At 69.7% G+C, this 16,688-nt stretch carries 16 protein-coding genes; 8 read left to right on the top strand and 8 right to left on the bottom strand.

What is annotated here, in order from left to right; genetic code table 11:
• Positions 1-351: 351 nt before the first annotated feature.
• Positions 352-993 carry a DNA-3-methyladenine glycosylase gene (locus ABT186_RS44920; RefSeq protein ID WP_351237866.1) on the bottom strand — a complete coding sequence of 214 codons (642 nt, stop codon included), beginning with the start codon at positions 991-993 and terminating at the stop codon, positions 352-354.
• Between the two features lie 184 nt (positions 994-1,177).
• On the opposite strand from ABT186_RS44920, the gene ABT186_RS44915 reads away from it, so the two are divergent.
• The 3 genes from ABT186_RS44915 (at position 1,178) to ABT186_RS44905 (ending at position 3,224) form a co-directional block, all read left to right on the top strand.
• Positions 1,178-1,963 (top strand): sporulation protein, encoded by a 786-nt coding sequence (locus ABT186_RS44915; RefSeq protein ID WP_351930170.1) that lies wholly within the window; start codon positions 1,178-1,180, stop codon positions 1,961-1,963.
• 49 nt (positions 1,964-2,012) lie between these two features.
• Entirely contained in the window at positions 2,013-2,552 is a 540-nt protein-coding gene (locus ABT186_RS44910; protein ID WP_351237868.1) for a YbhB/YbcL family Raf kinase inhibitor-like protein, read from the top strand.
• A gap of 165 nt (positions 2,553-2,717) precedes the next feature.
• Complete coding sequence (locus ABT186_RS44905; protein WP_351237869.1) at positions 2,718-3,224, top strand: HNH endonuclease; 507 nt, start codon at positions 2,718-2,720, stop codon at positions 3,222-3,224.
• Positions 3,225-3,338: 114 nt separating this feature from the next.
• On the opposite strand, the gene ABT186_RS44900 is transcribed toward ABT186_RS44905, so the two are convergent.
• The 3 genes from ABT186_RS44900 to ABT186_RS44890 form a co-directional block, all read right to left on the bottom strand.
• Complete coding sequence (locus tag ABT186_RS44900; RefSeq protein WP_351235178.1) at positions 3,339-4,304, bottom strand: SPFH domain-containing protein; 966 nt, start codon at positions 4,302-4,304, stop codon at positions 3,339-3,341.
• A gap of 129 nt (positions 4,305-4,433) precedes the next feature.
• Entirely contained in the window at positions 4,434-4,862 is a 429-nt protein-coding gene (locus ABT186_RS44895) for an NfeD family protein (protein ID WP_351930168.1), read from the bottom strand.
• A gap of 83 nt (positions 4,863-4,945) precedes the next feature.
• Positions 4,946-5,743, bottom strand: a complete 798-nt coding sequence (locus ABT186_RS44890; protein WP_351235181.1) for an ABC transporter ATP-binding protein — start codon at positions 5,741-5,743, stop codon at positions 4,946-4,948.
• A gap of 151 nt (positions 5,744-5,894) precedes the next feature.
• Between ABT186_RS44890 and ABT186_RS44885 the strand changes: the two genes are divergently transcribed.
• A complete protein-coding gene (locus ABT186_RS44885; protein ID WP_351930167.1) occupies positions 5,895-6,677 on the top strand; it encodes an Rv1486c family protein in 783 nt (260 codons plus the stop codon).
• Positions 6,678-6,957: 280 nt separating this feature from the next.
• Here the strand turns inward: ABT186_RS44885 and ABT186_RS44880 are convergent, their stop codons facing one another.
• The 3 genes from ABT186_RS44880 to ABT186_RS44870 all read right to left on the bottom strand — a co-directional run bounded on the left by ABT186_RS44880 (position 6,958) and on the right by ABT186_RS44870 (position 9,102).
• Positions 6,958-7,203 (bottom strand): chaplin, encoded by a 246-nt coding sequence (locus ABT186_RS44880; protein WP_351235185.1) that lies wholly within the window; start codon positions 7,201-7,203, stop codon positions 6,958-6,960.
• 119 nt (positions 7,204-7,322) lie between these two features.
• A complete protein-coding gene (locus ABT186_RS44875) occupies positions 7,323-7,964 on the bottom strand; it encodes a response regulator (protein WP_351235187.1) in 642 nt (213 codons plus the stop codon).
• On the bottom strand, positions 7,957-9,102 hold the full coding sequence (locus tag ABT186_RS44870) for a GAF domain-containing sensor histidine kinase (protein ID WP_351235189.1): 1,146 nt from the start codon (positions 9,100-9,102) through the stop codon (positions 7,957-7,959). Before ABT186_RS44870 ends, ABT186_RS44875 begins: the two co-directional genes overlap by 8 nt.
• Before the next feature lie 186 nt (positions 9,103-9,288).
• Between ABT186_RS44870 and ABT186_RS44865 the strand changes: the two genes are divergently transcribed.
• The 3 genes from ABT186_RS44865 (at position 9,289) to ABT186_RS44855 (ending at position 12,135) form a co-directional block, all read left to right on the top strand.
• Entirely contained in the window at positions 9,289-9,984 is a 696-nt protein-coding gene (locus tag ABT186_RS44865) for an SDR family NAD(P)-dependent oxidoreductase (RefSeq protein WP_351930166.1), read from the top strand.
• On the top strand, positions 9,981-11,102 hold the full coding sequence (locus ABT186_RS44860) for an S-adenosylmethionine:tRNA ribosyltransferase-isomerase (RefSeq protein WP_351930164.1): 1,122 nt from the start codon (positions 9,981-9,983) through the stop codon (positions 11,100-11,102). Before ABT186_RS44865 ends, ABT186_RS44860 begins: the two co-directional genes overlap by 4 nt.
• A 298-nt stretch (positions 11,103-11,400) precedes the next feature.
• Positions 11,401-12,135 (top strand): transglycosylase SLT domain-containing protein, encoded by a 735-nt coding sequence (locus ABT186_RS44855; protein ID WP_351235195.1) that lies wholly within the window; start codon positions 11,401-11,403, stop codon positions 12,133-12,135.
• A gap of 84 nt (positions 12,136-12,219) precedes the next feature.
• Here ABT186_RS44855 and ABT186_RS44850 read toward each other — a convergent pair whose 3' ends face one another.
• Positions 12,220-14,733, bottom strand: a complete 2,514-nt coding sequence (locus ABT186_RS44850) for an ABC transporter ATP-binding protein/permease (protein WP_351235197.1) — start codon at positions 14,731-14,733, stop codon at positions 12,220-12,222.
• A gap of 239 nt (positions 14,734-14,972) precedes the next feature.
• Between ABT186_RS44850 and ABT186_RS44845 the strand changes: the two genes are divergently transcribed.
• Positions 14,973-16,688: streptophobe family protein (locus tag ABT186_RS44845; RefSeq protein WP_351930162.1), on the top strand; the 1,716-nt coding region annotated here is incomplete at its 3' end.

Below are 16,688 nucleotides of genomic sequence, written 5' to 3'. Positions count from 1 at the left end.
ACGGACGCTTCCTTTGTACTCACCCGAGAGACTCACTCTCGCGGCTTTCCTCCGGGCGCTTCCCTTCGGTGTTTCCGACTCTATCAGATCTTTTCTCGATCCGATTCCCGGTCGGCGGGGTTTGTCTTGGGTCCGGGTTTTTTCCCGGCCTTTCGACATTCACTACGTTAGCCGATTCCCGCCGGGACTCATAATCGAGTTCCGCGAGTTCGAATTCGGGCATGCGGGCACGCCGAATTCGCCCTCTGCGAGGGATGACGTAGGTAGTGGGTTGGCCGCTTCCGGCTGCTGGCTGAACGCCTTACCCGGTTCAAGCGGCTCGAGCTACATTACGCATCCTCCAGGGACGCGTCAACTTCGGCGCCGCCTCGGCGTGTGCGCCCTATAGGGGCTCACCGTCGGGTCGTTGGCGATCCAGAAGCGCCAGGGGTGGATGCCCCCGTCGCCGGCGACGCCGGTGCGTGGACCGCTGCGTACCTGGTCGGAGGGCACCGGTGTGCCGGTCAGCATGCGCAAAGCGGTCTCTTCGGGGGTGCATGCATCCGTGCCGTCGAGGGCGCGGTCCACGTCCAGGGCCGTGGTCAGGCGTGCTGGGCCTTTGGCCAGTTCTTTGTCGTTCCGGGCCGAGAGTCGACGTTTGCGGGCGAGTTCGGCGCCCTCGGTGATCTCGCCGGCGCGGAGCAGCACGGCGCTCGCCCTGCCCTCCGGACCGCACACCAGGTTCATGCAGTGCCACATGCCGTAGGTGAAGTAGACGTACACATGACCGGGTGGACCGAACATCACGTCGTTGCGGGGCGTGCGGCCGCGATAGGCGTGGGAGCCGGGGTCGTTCGGGCCGTCGTATGCCTCGACCTCCGTGAGGCGCAGGGCGATCGGACCGTCCGGGGTGGTGCGCACAAGGGTGCGCCCCAGGAGGTCGGGGGCCACCTCCAGTACGGGCCGGTCGAAGAACTCCCGTGGAAGGGGCGTACGGTCGGGGGTCGCGATCATGTCGTACGAGCGTAGTCCAGACGGCTGCGTGCCAAAGGGTGGTCAAGAGTCCTTCCCCTTGGAAGGGTGAGGACGCGGAACCGGCCCCGAGCCGGATTGCGTTTCTAGGGATCAAGAATCCACGTACGAGAACGCGCGCAAGAGGCGGGACGACGGAACAGGCGTTGCCTGGGAGGGAAGATTCATGGGGTTCAAGCGGCTGCTCGCGAGCCTGGGAGCCGGCGGGGCTTCCGTCGAGACGGTGCTGACCGAGGTCAATGTCGTGCCGGGTGGTGTCGTCCAGGGCGAGGTGCGGATCCAGGGCGGGTCCGTCAACCAGGCCGTCGGGGGGCTGAACGTCGGTCTGCAGGCCAAGGTCGAGGTCGAGGGGCACGACGATACGGAGTACAAGCAGGACATCGAGTTCACGAAGGTGCGGCTCGGTGGCGCCTTCGAGCTCCAGGCGGGAGCCGTGCACGCCGTACCGTTCGGGCTCGAGATCCCCTGGGAGACGCCGGTCACCATGATCGACGGTCAGGCGCTGCGCGGGATGCACATCGGGGTGACGACGGAGCTGGAGATCGCGCGTGCCGTGGACTCCGGTGACCTGGACCCGATCAATGTGCACCCGCTGCCTGCGCAGAAGGCGATCCTGGACGCCTTCATCCAGCTGGGCTTCCGCTTCAAGAGCGCCGACATGGAGCGCGGTCACATCCGGGGCACGCGGCAGCGGCTGCCGTTCTACCAGGAGATCGAGTTCTTCCCGCCCTCTCAGTACCGCGGCCTGAACCAGGTCGAGTTGAGCTTCGTCGCGGACGAGCACGCGATGGACGTCGTCCTTGAGATGGACAAGAAGCCGGGTCTGTTCAGCGAGGGCAGCGACTCCTACCGCTCCTTCCAGGTCGGTCTGCACGACTTCCACGGCACGGACTGGGCCGCGTACCTCCACCAGTGGCTGTCGGAGGTCGGCAGCAAGCGCAGCTGGTTCTAGGCTCTGGAGCGACTGCAATCGGTTGATCCACTGACTTGGAGGTGCCGAGGTGACCGAGCTCAAGAGGCGGCCGCTGCCGCACGACTTCCATCCGCCCGTGCCGTCGTTCACGGTGACGAGCCAGGACGTCGAGCCGGATGCCAGGCTCAAGGACGCTCAGGTCTACGCGGCGGGGAACACCTCGCCGCAGCTGCGCTGGGAGGGCTTCCCGCCGGAGACCAAGAGCTTCGCCGTGACCTGCTACGACCCGGACGCCCCGACGGGGAGCGGGTTCTGGCACTGGGTTCTGTTCGACATCCCGGCCTCGGTCACGGAGCTGGCGGCGGGTGCGGGCAGCGGGAAGTTCGAGGGGCTGCCCGAGGGCGCGGTCCACGCGCGCAACGACTACGGGTCGAAGGACTTCGGCGGTGCCGCGCCGCCGCCCGGGGACGGACCGCACCGGTATGTGTTCACGGTGTACGCCGTGGACCAGGAGAAGCTCGGTCCGGACTCGGACGCTTCGCCCGCGGTGGTCGGCTTCAATCTGCGGTTCCACGCGCTGGCGCGCGCCCAGCTCATCGGTGAGTACGAGAACCCGGCCGCGAGCTGACGCACCTGCTCGGCAGACTGACGTTCATTGAACGTTTGCTCGCCTCTGGTCTTGGAATTGATCAGAGGCGGGCATTTTTTATTGCGTTGTCCATCTCGGCGTGCCCGTCCAGAGTTGATCCAAGCCCGCCAGGGGGTGGGCAGGTGCACACGGGAGGTGGGCTGGATGCGTGACACGCTGGTTCTGAACGCGAGCTTCGAGCCGCTGTCGACGGTGACTCTGAACCGGGCCGTCGTTCTGGTGCTGCAGGACAAGGCCGTCGTCGAGCAGGCCCACCCCGAACTGCGTATGCGGGGCGCCGACGTGGACATACCGGCGCCCCGGGTGATCAGGCTCTGCAGGTACGTACGGGTGCCCTTCCGAAGACAAGCCCCGTGGTCGAGGCGGGGTGTCCTGGTACGGGACAGGCACAGGTGCGCGTACTGCGGGCGGCGGGCGACGACCGTGGACCACGTGGTTCCGCGGTCGCACGGTGGTGGGGACACCTGGCTGAACACGGTGGCCTCGTGCGCGGAGGACAACCACCGCAAGGCGGACCGTACGCCGGAGGAGGCGGGTATGCCGCTGCTGCGGCAGCCGTTCGAGCCGACGCCCGCGGACGCGATGCTGCTGGCGCTGGGGCGGGACGACCTCGAGGCGCTGCCGGAGTGGCTGGGGCAGTCGGCGGCCTAGGCGGGCCGTTGCAGCTGCTTGTACGACCGCGCAGAGGCCGCTGAGGGCGTGGATGACACTCTGGGGCCCGCCTCCGTCGGAGGCGGGCCCCAGAGTCGTACGACCGCTGTTCCGTCAGTCGATCGGCGGCTTCTCCCGGCGCTCGGTGTTCGTGCCGCCGTTGTTGGAGGAGCCGGAGTTGCCTCCGTTGCCCGAACCGCCGCCGAGGGGGCCGAAGTTACCCATGGCTCCGGACAGGCCCTTGAGGGCGTCGCCGATCTCGCTGGGGACGATCCAGAGCTTGTTGGCATCGCCCTCGGCGATCTTCGGGAGCATCTGGAGGTACTGGTAGCTGAGCAGCTTCTGGTCCGGGTCGCCGGCGTGGATCGCCTCGAAGACCGTGCGGACGGCCTGGGCCTCACCCTCGGCGCGTAGCGCGGCGGCCCTGGCCTCACCTTCGGCGCGCAGGATCTGGGACTGCTTCTCACCCTCGGCGGTGAGGATGGCCGCCTGGCGCGTACCTTCGGCGGTGAGGATCGCGGCGCGCTTGTCACGGTCGGCGCGCATCTGCTTCTCCATCGAGTCCTGGATGGAGGTCGGGGGCTCGATGGCCTTCAGCTCGACGCGGTTGACGCGGATGCCCCACTTGCCGGTGGCCTCGTCGAGGACGCCGCGCAGGGCCGCGTTGATCTCCTCGCGGGAGGTCAGGGTCCGCTCCAGGTCCATGCCGCCGATGATGTTGCGGAGCGTGGTGACGGTGAGCTGCTCGATGGCCTGGATGTAGCTGGCGACCTCGTAGGTGGCGGCCCGGGCGTCGGTCACCTGGTAATAGATGACGGTGTCGATGTTGACGACCAGGTTGTCCTGGGTGATCACCGGCTGCGGCGGGAACGGCACGACCTGTTCGCGCAGGTCGATGCGGTTGCGGATGGAGTCGATGAACGGGACCACGATGTTCAGACCCGCGTTCAGGGTCCGTGTGTATCGGCCGAATCGCTCGACGATGGCCGCGCTTGCCTGTGGAATGACCTGGATCGTCTTGATCAGGGCGATGAAGACCAACACCACCAGAATGATCAGGACGATGATGATCGGTTCCATCGTGATTCCCCGTACCCTTCTCCGCCTCGGCGCCTGTGAGATCTTATGGTTGTTGAAGATCTTGCTGGTCGAGTCTGACAGACCGTCGCGCAACTCGTGGGCTGTTCGGTTCAGTTGCGTCTTTCGAGGTCACATGACGATCGCCGTGGCCCCCTCGATGTCCACGACGTCCACCTCTTGACCCACTTCGTAGGCGCGCTCGGTGTCGAGGGAGCGTGCCGACCAGACTTCGCCGGCGAGCTTGATACGGCCGCCGGTGCCGTCGACGCGCTCCAGGACGACGGCCTGCTTGCCCTTCAACGCCTCGATTCCTGTGACGAGTTGGGGGCGTTGGGCGCGGTGCCGGGCCGCGATGGGCCGGACCACGGCGATGAGCGCGACCGAGACGACGGCGAAGACCGCGACCTGGAAGACGGCGTCGCCGCCGAGAGCACCGATCACGGCTGCGCCGACGGCGCCCACCGCCAGCATGCCCAGCTCCGGCATCGCGGTGATCACGAGCCCGATGCCGAGTCCCGCCGCACCGACCAGCCACCACACCCACGCGTCGATGTTCACATGGTCATGGTAGGACCGCGGGTCCGGTCGCGGACAGGGCGCAGATCTGGTTGGGACAGGCTTCTTACAGGGGTTTCCGCGGGTCAGGAAAGGGGCAGGCCCTGGGCCGTCCAGCGGTCGCCGACCTGCTCGACGACGAGCGGGAGACCGAAGCAGAGGGAGAGGTTGCGCGACGTCAGCTCGAGCTCCAGCGGGCCCGCGGCGAGCACCTTGCCCTGGCGGATCATCAGGACGTGGGTGAAGCCGGGGGCGATTTCCTCGACATGGTGGGTGACCATGATCATGGAGGGGGCGATCGGGTCGCGGGCGAGGCGGCCGAGACGGCGTACGAGGTCCTCGCGGCCGCCGAGGTCGAGTCCGGCGGCGGGCTCGTCGAGGAGCAGCAGCTCGGGGTCGGTCATCAGGGCGCGGGCGATGAGGGTGCGCTTGCGCTCGCCCTCGGAGAGCGTGCCGAACCTGCGGTCCAGGTACTCGCTCATGCCGAGGCGGTCGAGAAAGGCGCGGGCGCGCTGCTCGTCGACGTCCTCGTAGTCCTCCTGCCAGTGGGCCGTCATGCCGTACGCGGCGGTCAGTACGGTCTCCAGGACGGTCTGGCGCTTGGGGAGCTTCTCGGCCATGGCGATGCCGGCCACGCCGATGCGGGGGCGCAGCTCGAAGACGTCGGTGCCGGGCTTGCCGAGGGTCTCGCCGAGGATGGTGGCGGTGCCCTTGCTGGGGAAGAGGTAGCTGGAGGCGACGTTCAGAAGGGTGGTCTTGCCGGCACCGTTGGGGCCGAGGATGACCCAGCGCTCGCCCTCCTTGACCGACCAGGAGACCTCCTCCACCAGAGCCCGGCCCTCGCGGACCACGGATACGTCCTCCAGCTCCAGAACATCGCTCATGAGCGCGTTGTCTCCCCTTGCAGTGTGGCCAGTGTCGGCTCTCGCGTACGCCTGTGGGCGCGGTCCGCCACGCCGGTGGGCGCAGCCCCCACGAAATCTACGCCACCGGTCGCCCCGTCCATTCCATCGGTCCGGTCCTTAGGGTGGGGGCATGCTCTCGGAACCACGCTCAGGACGACTGGCCGCATGGGGAAATGCCCTTTTGGCCGGACTTGTTTCACCGGACGAGGCCGCTTCCACCATCGTCGGAGAGGATGCGGTGCACCGGGTGGAGGGGCTGCCGGGCGAGTTGGCGCCCGTCGGTCTCACACTCGCGCTGGGGCGGCTTCGGACGCTCGGGGTGACCGGGCTGCGGGTCGCGCTGCCCGCGCCGGGTCATCCGCTGGGGCTGAGCGGGCCACCCGAGTTCAACGCGCGCGCGATGGACGCCGAGGAGGCGGTGATCTGCTACGGCGCGGCGTTCGGCCTGGTACCGGAGGTGTACGAGGCGGGGCCGGACGGCGATGTGCATGTCGAGGTCGTCTGGCACTGTCTGCCCGTGCGGGAGGCGCCGCCCGCCGATGTGCCCTCGCTCGGGGAGGCGGAGCGGGAGCTGGCGGAGGCGCTGCACGAGGCGACGGAGGTGCTGTCGCGGCTGGACGTTGCGGGGTCCGGGCCGGTGGCGGAGGCGGCCGTCGATGCGTACCGGGCACGGGCCGAGCGCGGGCGGGAGGTGCTGGCGCCGGGATATCCGCCGCGGGCGGTACGGGTGTTGGAGCTGGCCCGGCGTGTGGGGTTGCTGATCTCCGTGGCGTACGACAACGGGCACGGGGGCGCCGTGAGCGCCTCCGAGATGGCGGCGCGGGCACAGGCGCTTCGGCCGGTGGAGCGGACGGCTCGGCGGGCGCAGGTCGCGGCGTACAACTCCGTTGTGGAGCAGCGGGAGATGCGGTGACCGGGGGTTCTTTGTTGCCCGGGGTTCAGGTGGCCGTCCCTGGGGGCTGCCGCCCCCGGACCCCCGCTTCGGCCTTGACGGCCTCGTCCTCAAACTCCCCCAAGCTCTCGGCTCCGCTCGAGCGGGGGACCGCCACGACGGGCTGATATTGCCTGAGCTGGGCTCGTCCTGAAACGGCCGACGGGCTGATGTGTCTCGCCCGGCTTCATGACGTGAGGTGACCGGCCTCCCGGAGGTGCGGTCCGGGAGGCCGGTCGTCACAAGCAGGTCCTGTGTGGGCTCAGTGGTTGACGCCCAGGTTGCCGAAGGCCGGGTTGAGGAGGCCGATCACGTTCACGGTGTTGCCGACCGCGTTCACGGGGACGTGGACCGGGGCCTGGATGACGTTGCCCGACACGATGCCCGGGGAGCCCACGGCCCGTCCGTCGGCGTGCGCCCCGTCGTGGGCGGAGGCGAGGCCGGCGCCGGCGGCGATCAGCCCACCGGCCACCATCGTGACGGCTGCGGCCTTCTTCAGGTTCTTCACTTCTGAGCCCTCTCCTTGCGATCGCTGCGGCAGGCGCCGCAGTACGCCTTGGAGAACGGCGGAGATCCACCGAGGATGCGCCGCCCGAAGGACATACACACGACGGTATGAAGATCGGCTCAGCCGTTAACGCCGTGGCGCACCGCCCAGAGCGCCGCCTGGGTGCGGTCCGCCAGGTCGAGCTTCATCAGGATGTTCGAGACGTGGGTCTTCACGGTCTTCTCGGAGAGCACGAGCGCGCGGGCGATTTCGCGGTTCGAGCGGCCGTCCGCGATCAGGCCCAGCACCTCCCGCTCCCGCTCGGTGAGCGAACCCGCCCTCCCCTGGCCCGCATTGGCCTCCTCCTGCGACAACAGCGCGCCGGCCACCTCCGGCTGGAGGAGGATGTGGCCCGCGTGCACCGAGCGGATGGCTCCGGCCAGCGCGTCGGGGTCCACATCCTTGTAGACGTAACCGGCGGCGCCCGCGCGCAGGGCGGGAACCACCGTGCGCTGCTCGGTGAAGCTGGTGACGATCAGCACGCGCGCGGGGCTGTCGAGTTCACGGAGCTTGCGCAGCGCGTCGATGCCGTCCATGCCCGGCATCTTGACGTCCATGAGGATGACGTCGGGCTTCAGCTCCTGGGCGCGGGCGATTCCTTCCGCGCCGTCGGAGGCCTCTCCGACGACCTCGATGTCGTCCTGTACTTCGAGGAAGGTGCGCAGACCGCGGCGGACCACCTGGTGGTCGTCGACGAGCAGCACCTTGATTGCGTCAGCCACCAGGGACCTCCATCTCGATCGTGGTGCCCTTCCCGGGCGCCGATTCCACGGTCAGCGTGCCGCCGACCCCGCTCGCCCGGTCGCGCATCGAGACCAGGCCGAGGTGGCGTCCCGCGCTGCGTATCGCCGTCGGTTCGAACCCGCTGCCGTCGTCCGCGACACGCAGGACGGCGCCCGGGCCGCGCTTCTCCAGGGTCACGTCGACCCGCTCGGCTCCGGAGTGCCGCAGCGCGTTGTGCAGGGCCTCCTGGGCGACGCGCAGCAGTGCCTCCTCCTGGGCGGCCGGCAACGCGCGGACGGCACGGCTGGTGAAGGTCACGCGCGCGGTGTGGGCGCGGTCGAGGACCTGTATCTGGGTACGCAGGGTGGCGACCAGTCCGTCCTCGTCAAGGGCAGCGGGGCGCAACTCGACTACGGCGGCGCGCAGTTCGTCGGCGGCCTCCGCGGCGAGAGCGGCCACCTGCTGCAGCTCTCCCTTGGCGCGGCCCGGGTCGCGGTCGACCAGGGCGGCCGCCGCCTGAGCGGTGAGCCGCAGGGAGAAGAGCTTCTGGCTGACCGCGTCGTGCAGCTCGTGGGCCAGCCGGGAGCGTTCCTCGGCGATGGTCAGCTCGCGGCTGCGCTCGTACAGACGGGCGTTGGTGAGGGCGATCGCGGCGTGCTGGGCGAGGATCGAGAGCAGCTCCTCGTCGTCCTCGGTGAAGCCGCAACCGCCCTTCCGTTTCGGGCACCTCTTGTTGGCCAGGAACAGCGCGCCGATGACCTCGTCACCGTCGCGGATGGGCAGGCCCAGGAAGTCGGACATCACGGGGTGGGCGCTCGGCCAGCCCTCGAAGCGGGGGTCGGTGCGGACGTCGGCGAGCCGCTCCGGCTTCGCCTCGCGCAGCATCGAGGCCAGGATGCCGTGCTGACGCGGGAGCGGACCGATGGCCCTCCACTGCGCGTCGGAGACGCCGTCCACCACGAACTGGGCGAAGCCCCCGTGGTCGTCCGGGACGCCCAGCGCCGCGTACTCCGCGTCGAGCAGCTCGCGGGCCGAGGCGACGATCGTCTTGAGGACGTCGCGCACCTCGAGGTGCCTGCTCATGGCCAGCAGCGCGGAGCTCACCGCGTACAGGCCCGACCGGGGTCCATGGCTCATGACCTCACCGTACCGGTGAGGTGTGACCGTGCGTATCCGACGCGTGGCCGCCGGGCCTGGGCCGATGGGCCTAGGGCGAAGGGCCCCCGTTCATTGCGGCCCGCGTCCGAGGCGGTCGGAGGGGTGCCGTTCCTACGTTGAGGTCACCGCCGATCACGGGCGACCGAGGACGAGGGGACGGTAGTCATGCCGGTTGCGATCATCACGGGGGCTTCGAAGGGGCTGGGGCGGGCGCTCGGCGCGGCACTGGCGGAGCGCGGCTGGGATCTGGTGCTGGACGCCAGGACCGCGCAGGTCCTGGAGGAGACGGCCAAGGCACTGTCCGCGTACGGGACGCGTGTGGAGGCCCTGCCGGGTGACGTCACGGACGCCGGGCACCGGGCCGGTCTGGTGGCGGCGGCCCGACGGCTGGGCGGGCTCGACCTGCTGGTGAACAACGCGAGCGCGCTGGGCTCGGAGCCGCTGGTGCGGCTGGAGGAGCTGACGCTGGAGGGGCTGCGGCGGGCGCTCGAGGTGAACGTGGTGGCGGCGCTGGGCCTCGTCCAGGAGGCGCTGCCGCTGCTGCGGGCGTCGAGCGCGGGCACGGTGATCGCCGTCAGTTCGGACGCGGCGGCCGAGACGTACGAGACCTGGGGCGGGTACGGGGCGTCGAAGGCGGCGCTCGACCATCTGGCGGCGGTGCTGGGCGAGGAGGAGCCCGGGCTGCGGGTGTGGGCGGTGGACCCCGGGGACATGGCCACCGACCTGTACGCGGCGGCCGTACCTGACGACGACGATCCGCGGCCGGCTCCGCAGAGCGTGGTGCCCGCGTTCCTCAGACTGCTGGACGAGCGTCCGGCGAGCGGCCGCTACGGTGCGCCGTCCCTGCTGGAGGGGCGATGAGGACGGCGATGGGGGTCCCTCCGCTCGAGCGCAGTCGAGAGTGGGGGAGGGTTCCGGAGGAGCTGTCGGCGCGGGTCCCGGCCGAGCAGCGCGGGCCCGGTCTGGCCCGGGACTCCGTGCGGCTGCTGGTCTCGCGCGGCACCGAGGTGTGGCACCACGCGTTTGTGGAGCTGCCGCGGCTGCTGCGGGCCGGGGATCTGCTCGTCGTCAACACGTCGCCGACGCTGGCGGCCGCGGTGGACGGGCGGATCGGGCACGCGCGCGTGGTGGTGCACTTCTCGACGCGCGGGGACGACGGACGGTGGGCCGTCGAGCTGCGGGATCCCGATGGACGGGGTACCACACGCGCGCGTGCGGGAGGGCCCGCGGGGACAGAGGTGCGACTCCCGGACGACGTGGTGCTCGTCCTGGAGGAGCCCCTCTCGGAGCGGGGTGACCGGTTGTGGTGGGCCCGCCCGTCGGATGCGGACGTGGTGGGGCTGCTGGACGGGCATGGGCGCCCCATTCGCTACTCCTATACGGAGAGGGATCAGCCGCTGTCCGTGTATCAGACGGTGTTCGCGCTGCCGTCCGCCGAGGGCATGGGCAGCGCCGAGATGCCGAGTGCGGCGCGGCCCTTCACCTCGCGGATGGTGGCGGAGCTGGTGAGCCGCGGTGTGCAGTTCGCACCGATCACGTTGCACACGGGGGTGGCGTCGGCGGAGGCGCACGAGCCGCCGTATCCGGAGCGCTTCGCGGTGCCGGAGGCCTCGGCGCGGCTGATCAATGCGGCGGCCGCAGGAGACGGGCGGGTCATTGCGGTCGGTACGACGGCCGTGCGGGCCGTCGAGTCGGCCGCCGGTGCCGACGGTGTCGTACGGGCGCGGGAGGGATGGACCGATCTGGTGGTGACGCCCGAGCGCGGGGTGCGGGTCGTGGACGGGCTGCTGACCGGGCTGCACGAGCCGGAGGCGTCGCATCTGCTGATGCTGGAGGCGATCGCGGGGCGGTCGGCGATCGACCACGGCTACGAGGAGGCGCTGGCCGGGCGCTACCTGTGGCACGAGTTCGGTGACACGCACCTCATCCTGCCGCAGCAGGCACCTCACACAGAGCGTTGCTCCCGCAACTGTTGGTGAGAAGATCGGGGACCCGGTGTGACGCCGCGCATAGGGCGCACATCACGTACGAAGGAACATAGGAGATAAAGAGGCCCCCCATGAACGGGGCAGACTGGTCAAGCTGTCCCGTTTTGCCCCACCTGGGTCGACTATCACGGGTAGTACTTCATATCTTTGCCAGGTGTTTTTGCGGCAGCTAAGAATTGCTGCCGTCGCTCGGCGCCGCGGTCTTCTGTCCGCGGCGCTTGTGCTGGAAACACCAGTCTTCCGCCGGCACCAGAGCGACCTCCGCGCTACTCGAAGAGGTCACTCCGCCATGCCCCTGAACGCCAACATTCGCAGTCGTGCTCGTGCGCTGACCAAGGCCCAGAAGCTCTCAGCCACCGGTGTGGCCGCCCTCGGCGTCGCCGCCCTCGCGTTCACGGCCGCACCCAGCCAGGCGGAGAGCACCACTCACGAGGCCGCCCTCGCGTCGGCCCCGGCGGCCATCGCCAACCAGCCGGCCAAGGCCATCGAGGTCAGCGTCACCGACCAGATGGCCGCAGGCGCCCTGAAGGCCCAGGCCATCGCCGCGAAGAAGAAGGCCGCCGCCGAGGCCGCCAAGAAGCTGGCCGCGGACAAGGCCAAGCAGCAGGCGGCCCAGAAGGCCGCGCAGCAGCGCAAGGCGCAGCAGGCCGCAAGCCGGTCCGCCCAGCGCGCCAAGGTCCGGCCGGCCGCCCCCAAGACCTACGGCAACAACCTCGACGGCTGGATCCACCAGGCGCTCGACATCATGTCCCAGAAGGGGATCCCGGGTTCGTACAACGGCCTGTACCGCAACATCATGCGGGAGTCCTCGGGCAACCCGATGGCCATCAACAACTGGGACGTCAACGCCGCCAACGGCATCCCGTCCAAGGGTCTGCTCCAGGTGATCGACCCGACCTTCCGGGCGTACCACGTGGCCGGCACGTCGTGGAACATCTACGACCCGGTCGCGAACATCACCGCCGCCGCCAACTACGCGGCGCACCGATACGGTTCCATGGACAACGTCAACAGCGCGTACTGAGGCAGGCGCGGACCTCTTCACGCACATGCGAAGGGCGGCACCCCTGACGGGTGCCGCCCTTCGGCGTCGTACGGGAGCGACCGACTACTTCCGCATGACCTCGGGCTCGTGGCGGCGCAGGAAGCGGGCCACAAGGAAGCCGCAGATCACACCGAGGGCGATCAGCGCCATCATGTCCAGGGTCCAGGCCCCCACCGTGTGGTTCCACAGCGGGTCCGTGCTGGTCGGGTCGTCCGTGTTCGGGGCGATGTTGTTGAAGTCCAGCGTCGTACCGGCGGCGGCGACCGCCCAGCGGGACGGCATCAGATACGAGAACTCGTTGACGCCGACCGTGCCGTGCAGCTTGAAGAGGCAGCCGGTGAAGACGACCTGGATGATCGCGAACATGACCAGCAGCGGCATGGTCTTCTCGGCGGTCTTCACCAGCGCGGAGATGACCAGGCCGACCATCATCGAGGTGAAGCCCAGCGCCATGATCGGCAGGCACAGCTCGAACAGCGTGGAGTTGCCCAGGACGAGGCCCTGCTCGGGGATCTCGCGGCTGGAGAAGCCGATCAGGCCGACCAGGAGACCCTGCAGCACGGTGACGGCGCCGAGGACGATCACCTTCGACATCAGGTACGCGGAACGGGACAGGCCGGTGGCGCGTTCCCGTTCGTAGATAACCCGCTCCTTGATCAGCTCGCGGACGGAGTTGGCGGCGCCGGCGAAGCACGCGCCGACGGCGAGGATCAGCAGGACCGTGGTGGCCGTGCCGTTCGGGATGTGGATGCCGGTCCTCGGGTTGACCGGGTTGACCAGCAGGCCCTTGTCATGGTCGATGAGCAGGCTCACCGCGCCGAGCACCGCCGGCAGGATCACGGTCAGCGCCAGGAAGCCCTTGTCGGAGACGATGACCGCCACATACCGCCGGACCAGGGTGACGAGCTGGGAAATCCAGCCCTGCGGCTTGGGCGGCTTCATCGCCTGCGGCGGCGGCATGTGGACCGACTGGGGGGCGACGGCGTCGATGTCCGCGGCGTACATCTGGTAGTGCTGCGAGCCCTTCCAGCGGCCCGCCCAGTCGTAGTCGCGGTAGTTCTCGAAGGCGGAGAAGACATCGGCCCAGGTCTCGTAGCCGAAGAAGTTCAGCGCCTCCTCGGGCGGGCCGAAGTAGGCGACGGACCCGCCCGGCGCCATCACCAGGAGCTTGTCGCAGATCGCCAGCTCGGCCACCGAGTGGGTGACGACGAGGACCGTACGGCCGTCGTCGGCGAGGCCACGCAGCAGCTGCATGACGTCGCGGTCCATGCCCGGGTCGAGACCGGAGGTGGGCTCGTCCAGGAAGATCAGCGACGGCTTGGTGAGCAGCTCCAGGGCCACCGAGACGCGCTTGCGCTGACCACCGGAGAGGGAGGTGACCTTCTTCTCCTTGTGGATGTCCAGCTTCAGCTCGCGCAGCACCTCGTCGATACGGGCCTCGCGCTCGGCGGCCGTGGTGTCGGCCGGGAAGCGCAGCTTGGCCGCGTACTTCAGAGCCTTCTTGACAGTCAGCTCCTTGTGCAGGATGTCGTCCTGCGGGACCAGACCGATGCGCTGGCGCAGCTCGGCGAACTGCTTGTACAGGTTCCGGTTGTCGTAGAGGACGTCGCCCTGGTTGGCGGGGCGGTAACCGGTGAGCGCCTTCAGCAGCGTCGACTTGCCGGAGCCGGACGGGCCGATGACCGCGATGAGCGACTTCTCCGGGACGCCGAAGGAGACGTCCTTGAGGATCTGCTTTCCGCCGTCGACCGTGACGGTGAGATGGCGGGCGGAGAAGGAGACATCACCGGTGTCGACGAACTCCTCGAGGCGGTCACCGACCAGACGGAACGTCGAGTGGCCGACGCCGACGATGTCGTTCGGGCCGAGCAGCGCCGAGCCACTCTTGCCGATCGGCATACCGTTGACGAACGTGCCGTTGTGCGAGCCCAGATCACGGATCTCGAAGCGGCCGTCGGGCCTGGCGTGGAACTCGGCGTGGTGGCGGGAGACCTGGAGGTCGGAGACGACCAGCTCGTTCTCCAGCGCACGGCCGATGCGCATCACACGGCCCACGGCGAGCTGGTGGAACGTGGTCGGACTGCGGTCGCCATACACCGGCGGCGCCCCCGCGCCACCACCGAGGCCCTGCTGCTGCGGGATGTTCTGAGCGGCCTGCTGCGGCTCCTGCCAGTTCTGCTGGGGAGCCTGCTGCGGCGGGGCCTGCTGGGCCCAGCCGGCGTTGGCACCCTGGGCCGCGTACGGCTGCTGCTGGGGCTGGGCCTGCGGGGCGGCGACGGCGGCCGCCGCGCCGGACAGGTTCACCCGCGGTCCGTCGGTCGCGTTGCCCAGATGCACCGCCGAGCCCGGACCGAGCTCCAGCTGCTGGATCCGCTGTCCCTGCACGAACGTGCCGTTGGTGCTGCCGTGGTCCTCGATGACCCAACTGCGGCCGTTCCAGCTGATCGTGGCGTGTCGCCAGGAGACCCTGGCGTCGTCGAACACGATGTCCCCCTGCGGATCACGTCCCAGGGTGTAGCTCCTGGACGCATCCAGAGTCCAGGTGCGTCCGTTCAATTCCAGTACGAGTTCAGGCACTCCATGCCCCACTGAGTTGTCCCCCGAGTTACCCCCATCACAGGGAGTCTAGGGATGTCGAACATCGTGGGGAACTATTTCAGGCTCGACCCTCTGTCCGAAAGTCGGGCCTTGTGAAGAGCGCACACGGGCGCCGGGACACGTCCCGTTGACGGGGACGAAACCGGCCCGGAGAGTGGTAATCCCACGCGAGGGGGGACATCCGCGGTGGATCGCCGCGGCCCGGATCGGGGGCTGACATGGGCATCGAGACCGCGGAAGTCGGCAGGAAGCTGCCGTGGACGGAAGTGCTGCTGTCCGCGATCGCCTCCGTGAGCTGGGCGTTGATCGGAATGGCGGGGACGGCGGCGCTCGGTCTGCATCTGCTCCAGGCCGACGCGGCGGGCTCGCTCGGACCGATGACCGCGGCGGTGGTGGCACTCGGGGCGAACGGCTCGGTCACACCCTCAGGGGACGTGTCGGCCTTCGGCCTGAGAGGAGCGGAGGCGACCACCGCCATGGAGATCACGCCATTGGGCGTGAGCCTGGTGGGCGCGCTGCTGCTCAGCTGGTTCTTCCTGCGTTCCTTGCGTACGGCGGGAGTTGTGATCGCGCCCGCCGAACTCCTTGCGCGCGCGGGCGCGGTGGTCGTCCTGTTCGTGACGATGCTGGGCGGTCTGGCCTGGGCGGGCCATGACGTCGTCACCATCGACGGGGGCTCGCTCGGGCTCGACAAGCTGCCGGGCGGAAGCGGGGGCGGCAGCGGCGGTCTCGACATCCCCGGGCTCGGGAACATCGGGGGGCTGCTGCCGAGCCGGATCGGCGACCTCATCGATGCGAAGGCCGGGGTCGGCTTCACTGTCGACACGGTGCCCACGCTCCTCGGGGGCGCCGCGTGGGCGGCCGGTGTCCTGGTGATCGCGCTGTTCGCGTCCCGGCGCACTCCCCTGCCGCGCGGGTGGGAGGCGGTGCACCGCGTGGTGCGTCCGGCCGCGTCGGCACTGGTGACCGTACTGCTGGTGGCGGTGGTGGCCGGCCTCGCGGCGGCGGCGTACGCGGCGATCGGTGACGCCCATCCGGCGCGGATCGCGGGAGCGGCCCTGCTGGGCGCACCCAACGGGGTGTGGCTGGGCATCCCGCTCGGCCTGTTCGTACCGTGGGACGGCAAAGCCACGGGCGAGCTGGCGAAACTGCTGCCCGACCCGCTGGACCGGCTGCTCAGTGTCAGCACCGACCAGCCGGTCACGCTCGGCCGTCTGGCCGGCCTGGACGGCAAGGTGTGGCTGCTGGCGGTCGCCGCGGCGCTCATGATGCTCTTCGCGGGCGTCCTGACGGCGGCACGTACGCCTCTCGTACGAGCCCGGGATGCCGCGGGCGTACAGGTACCGGCTCCTGCGGCCGTACGGGACCCGGGTCCCCTCGGCTTCGCAGGGCGCTGCGCCCTGCGGCTCGGCATCGTGACGGCTCTGGCGCTGCCGCTGCTGGCCTGGCTGACCGATGTGTCGGTGGACGCCTCGCTGTCCGTGTTCGGCCTCGACGCGTTCGGTGCGGGCATCGAGCTGCACGGGCAGCTCGGCATGGCGCTGCTGCTGGGTGCCGTGTGGGGCGCGGGCGCGGGCGCGGCCGGGGCGCTGCTCGCGTACGCGACCGGGGCGGCGGGCAGCCGGGTCGCACCGCCGGCACGGGGTGGCGCGGGACTGCCGACGGGGCCGCCCGCATCGTATGCGACGGTGCCCGGTCGGTCGGGTCCCTACGCACCGAACAGGCCGTACCGCCCGCCGAACCCCGACACGAATCCCTATCTACGGCTGCCGGAGGAGCTGCGCGAGCCGGAGGACGCACGGCCGGGAGAGAGCGGACGGGAGACACCCCGCAGCACCGGACACCCTGAGGTGCCCCCCGGACGAGGCGCCCCGCCCCCTGACCGAAGCGCGCCGCCACCCGACCGAAGCGCGCCGCCACCCGACCGAAGCGCG

This window comes from Streptomyces sp. NPDC001634 (genome assembly GCF_040298185.1).
GTDB lineage: Bacteria > Actinomycetota > Actinomycetes > Streptomycetales > Streptomycetaceae > Streptomyces.
This window is presented reverse-complemented; position numbering and strand designations above follow the sequence as displayed.

Bases quoted from the DNA above. Each gene is read 5' to 3' on its own strand.
- ABT186_RS44870 (WP_351235189.1), bottom strand. From the start codon at position 9,102: ATGAGCCATGGACCCCGGTCGGGCCTGTACGCGGTGAGCTCCGCGCTG.
- ABT186_RS44900 (WP_351235178.1), bottom strand. From the start codon at position 4,304: ATGGAACCGATCATCATCGTCCTGATCATTCTGGTGGTGTTGGTCTTC.
- ABT186_RS44920 (WP_351237866.1), bottom strand. From the start codon at position 993: ATGATCGCGACCCCCGACCGTACGCCCCTTCCACGGGAGTTCTTCGAC.
- ABT186_RS44865 (WP_351930166.1), top strand. From the start codon at position 9,289: ATGCCGGTTGCGATCATCACGGGGGCTTCGAAGGGGCTGGGGCGGGCG.
- ABT186_RS44890 (WP_351235181.1), bottom strand. From the start codon at position 5,743: ATGAGCGATGTTCTGGAGCTGGAGGACGTATCCGTGGTCCGCGAGGGC.
- ABT186_RS44860 (WP_351930164.1), top strand. From the start codon at position 9,981: ATGAGGACGGCGATGGGGGTCCCTCCGCTCGAGCGCAGTCGAGAGTGG.
- ABT186_RS44915 (WP_351930170.1), top strand. From the start codon at position 1,178: ATGGGGTTCAAGCGGCTGCTCGCGAGCCTGGGAGCCGGCGGGGCTTCC.
- ABT186_RS44855 (WP_351235195.1), top strand. From the start codon at position 11,401: ATGCCCCTGAACGCCAACATTCGCAGTCGTGCTCGTGCGCTGACCAAG.
- ABT186_RS44885 (WP_351930167.1), top strand. From the start codon at position 5,895: ATGCTCTCGGAACCACGCTCAGGACGACTGGCCGCATGGGGAAATGCC.
- ABT186_RS44905 (WP_351237869.1), top strand. From the start codon at position 2,718: ATGCGTGACACGCTGGTTCTGAACGCGAGCTTCGAGCCGCTGTCGACG.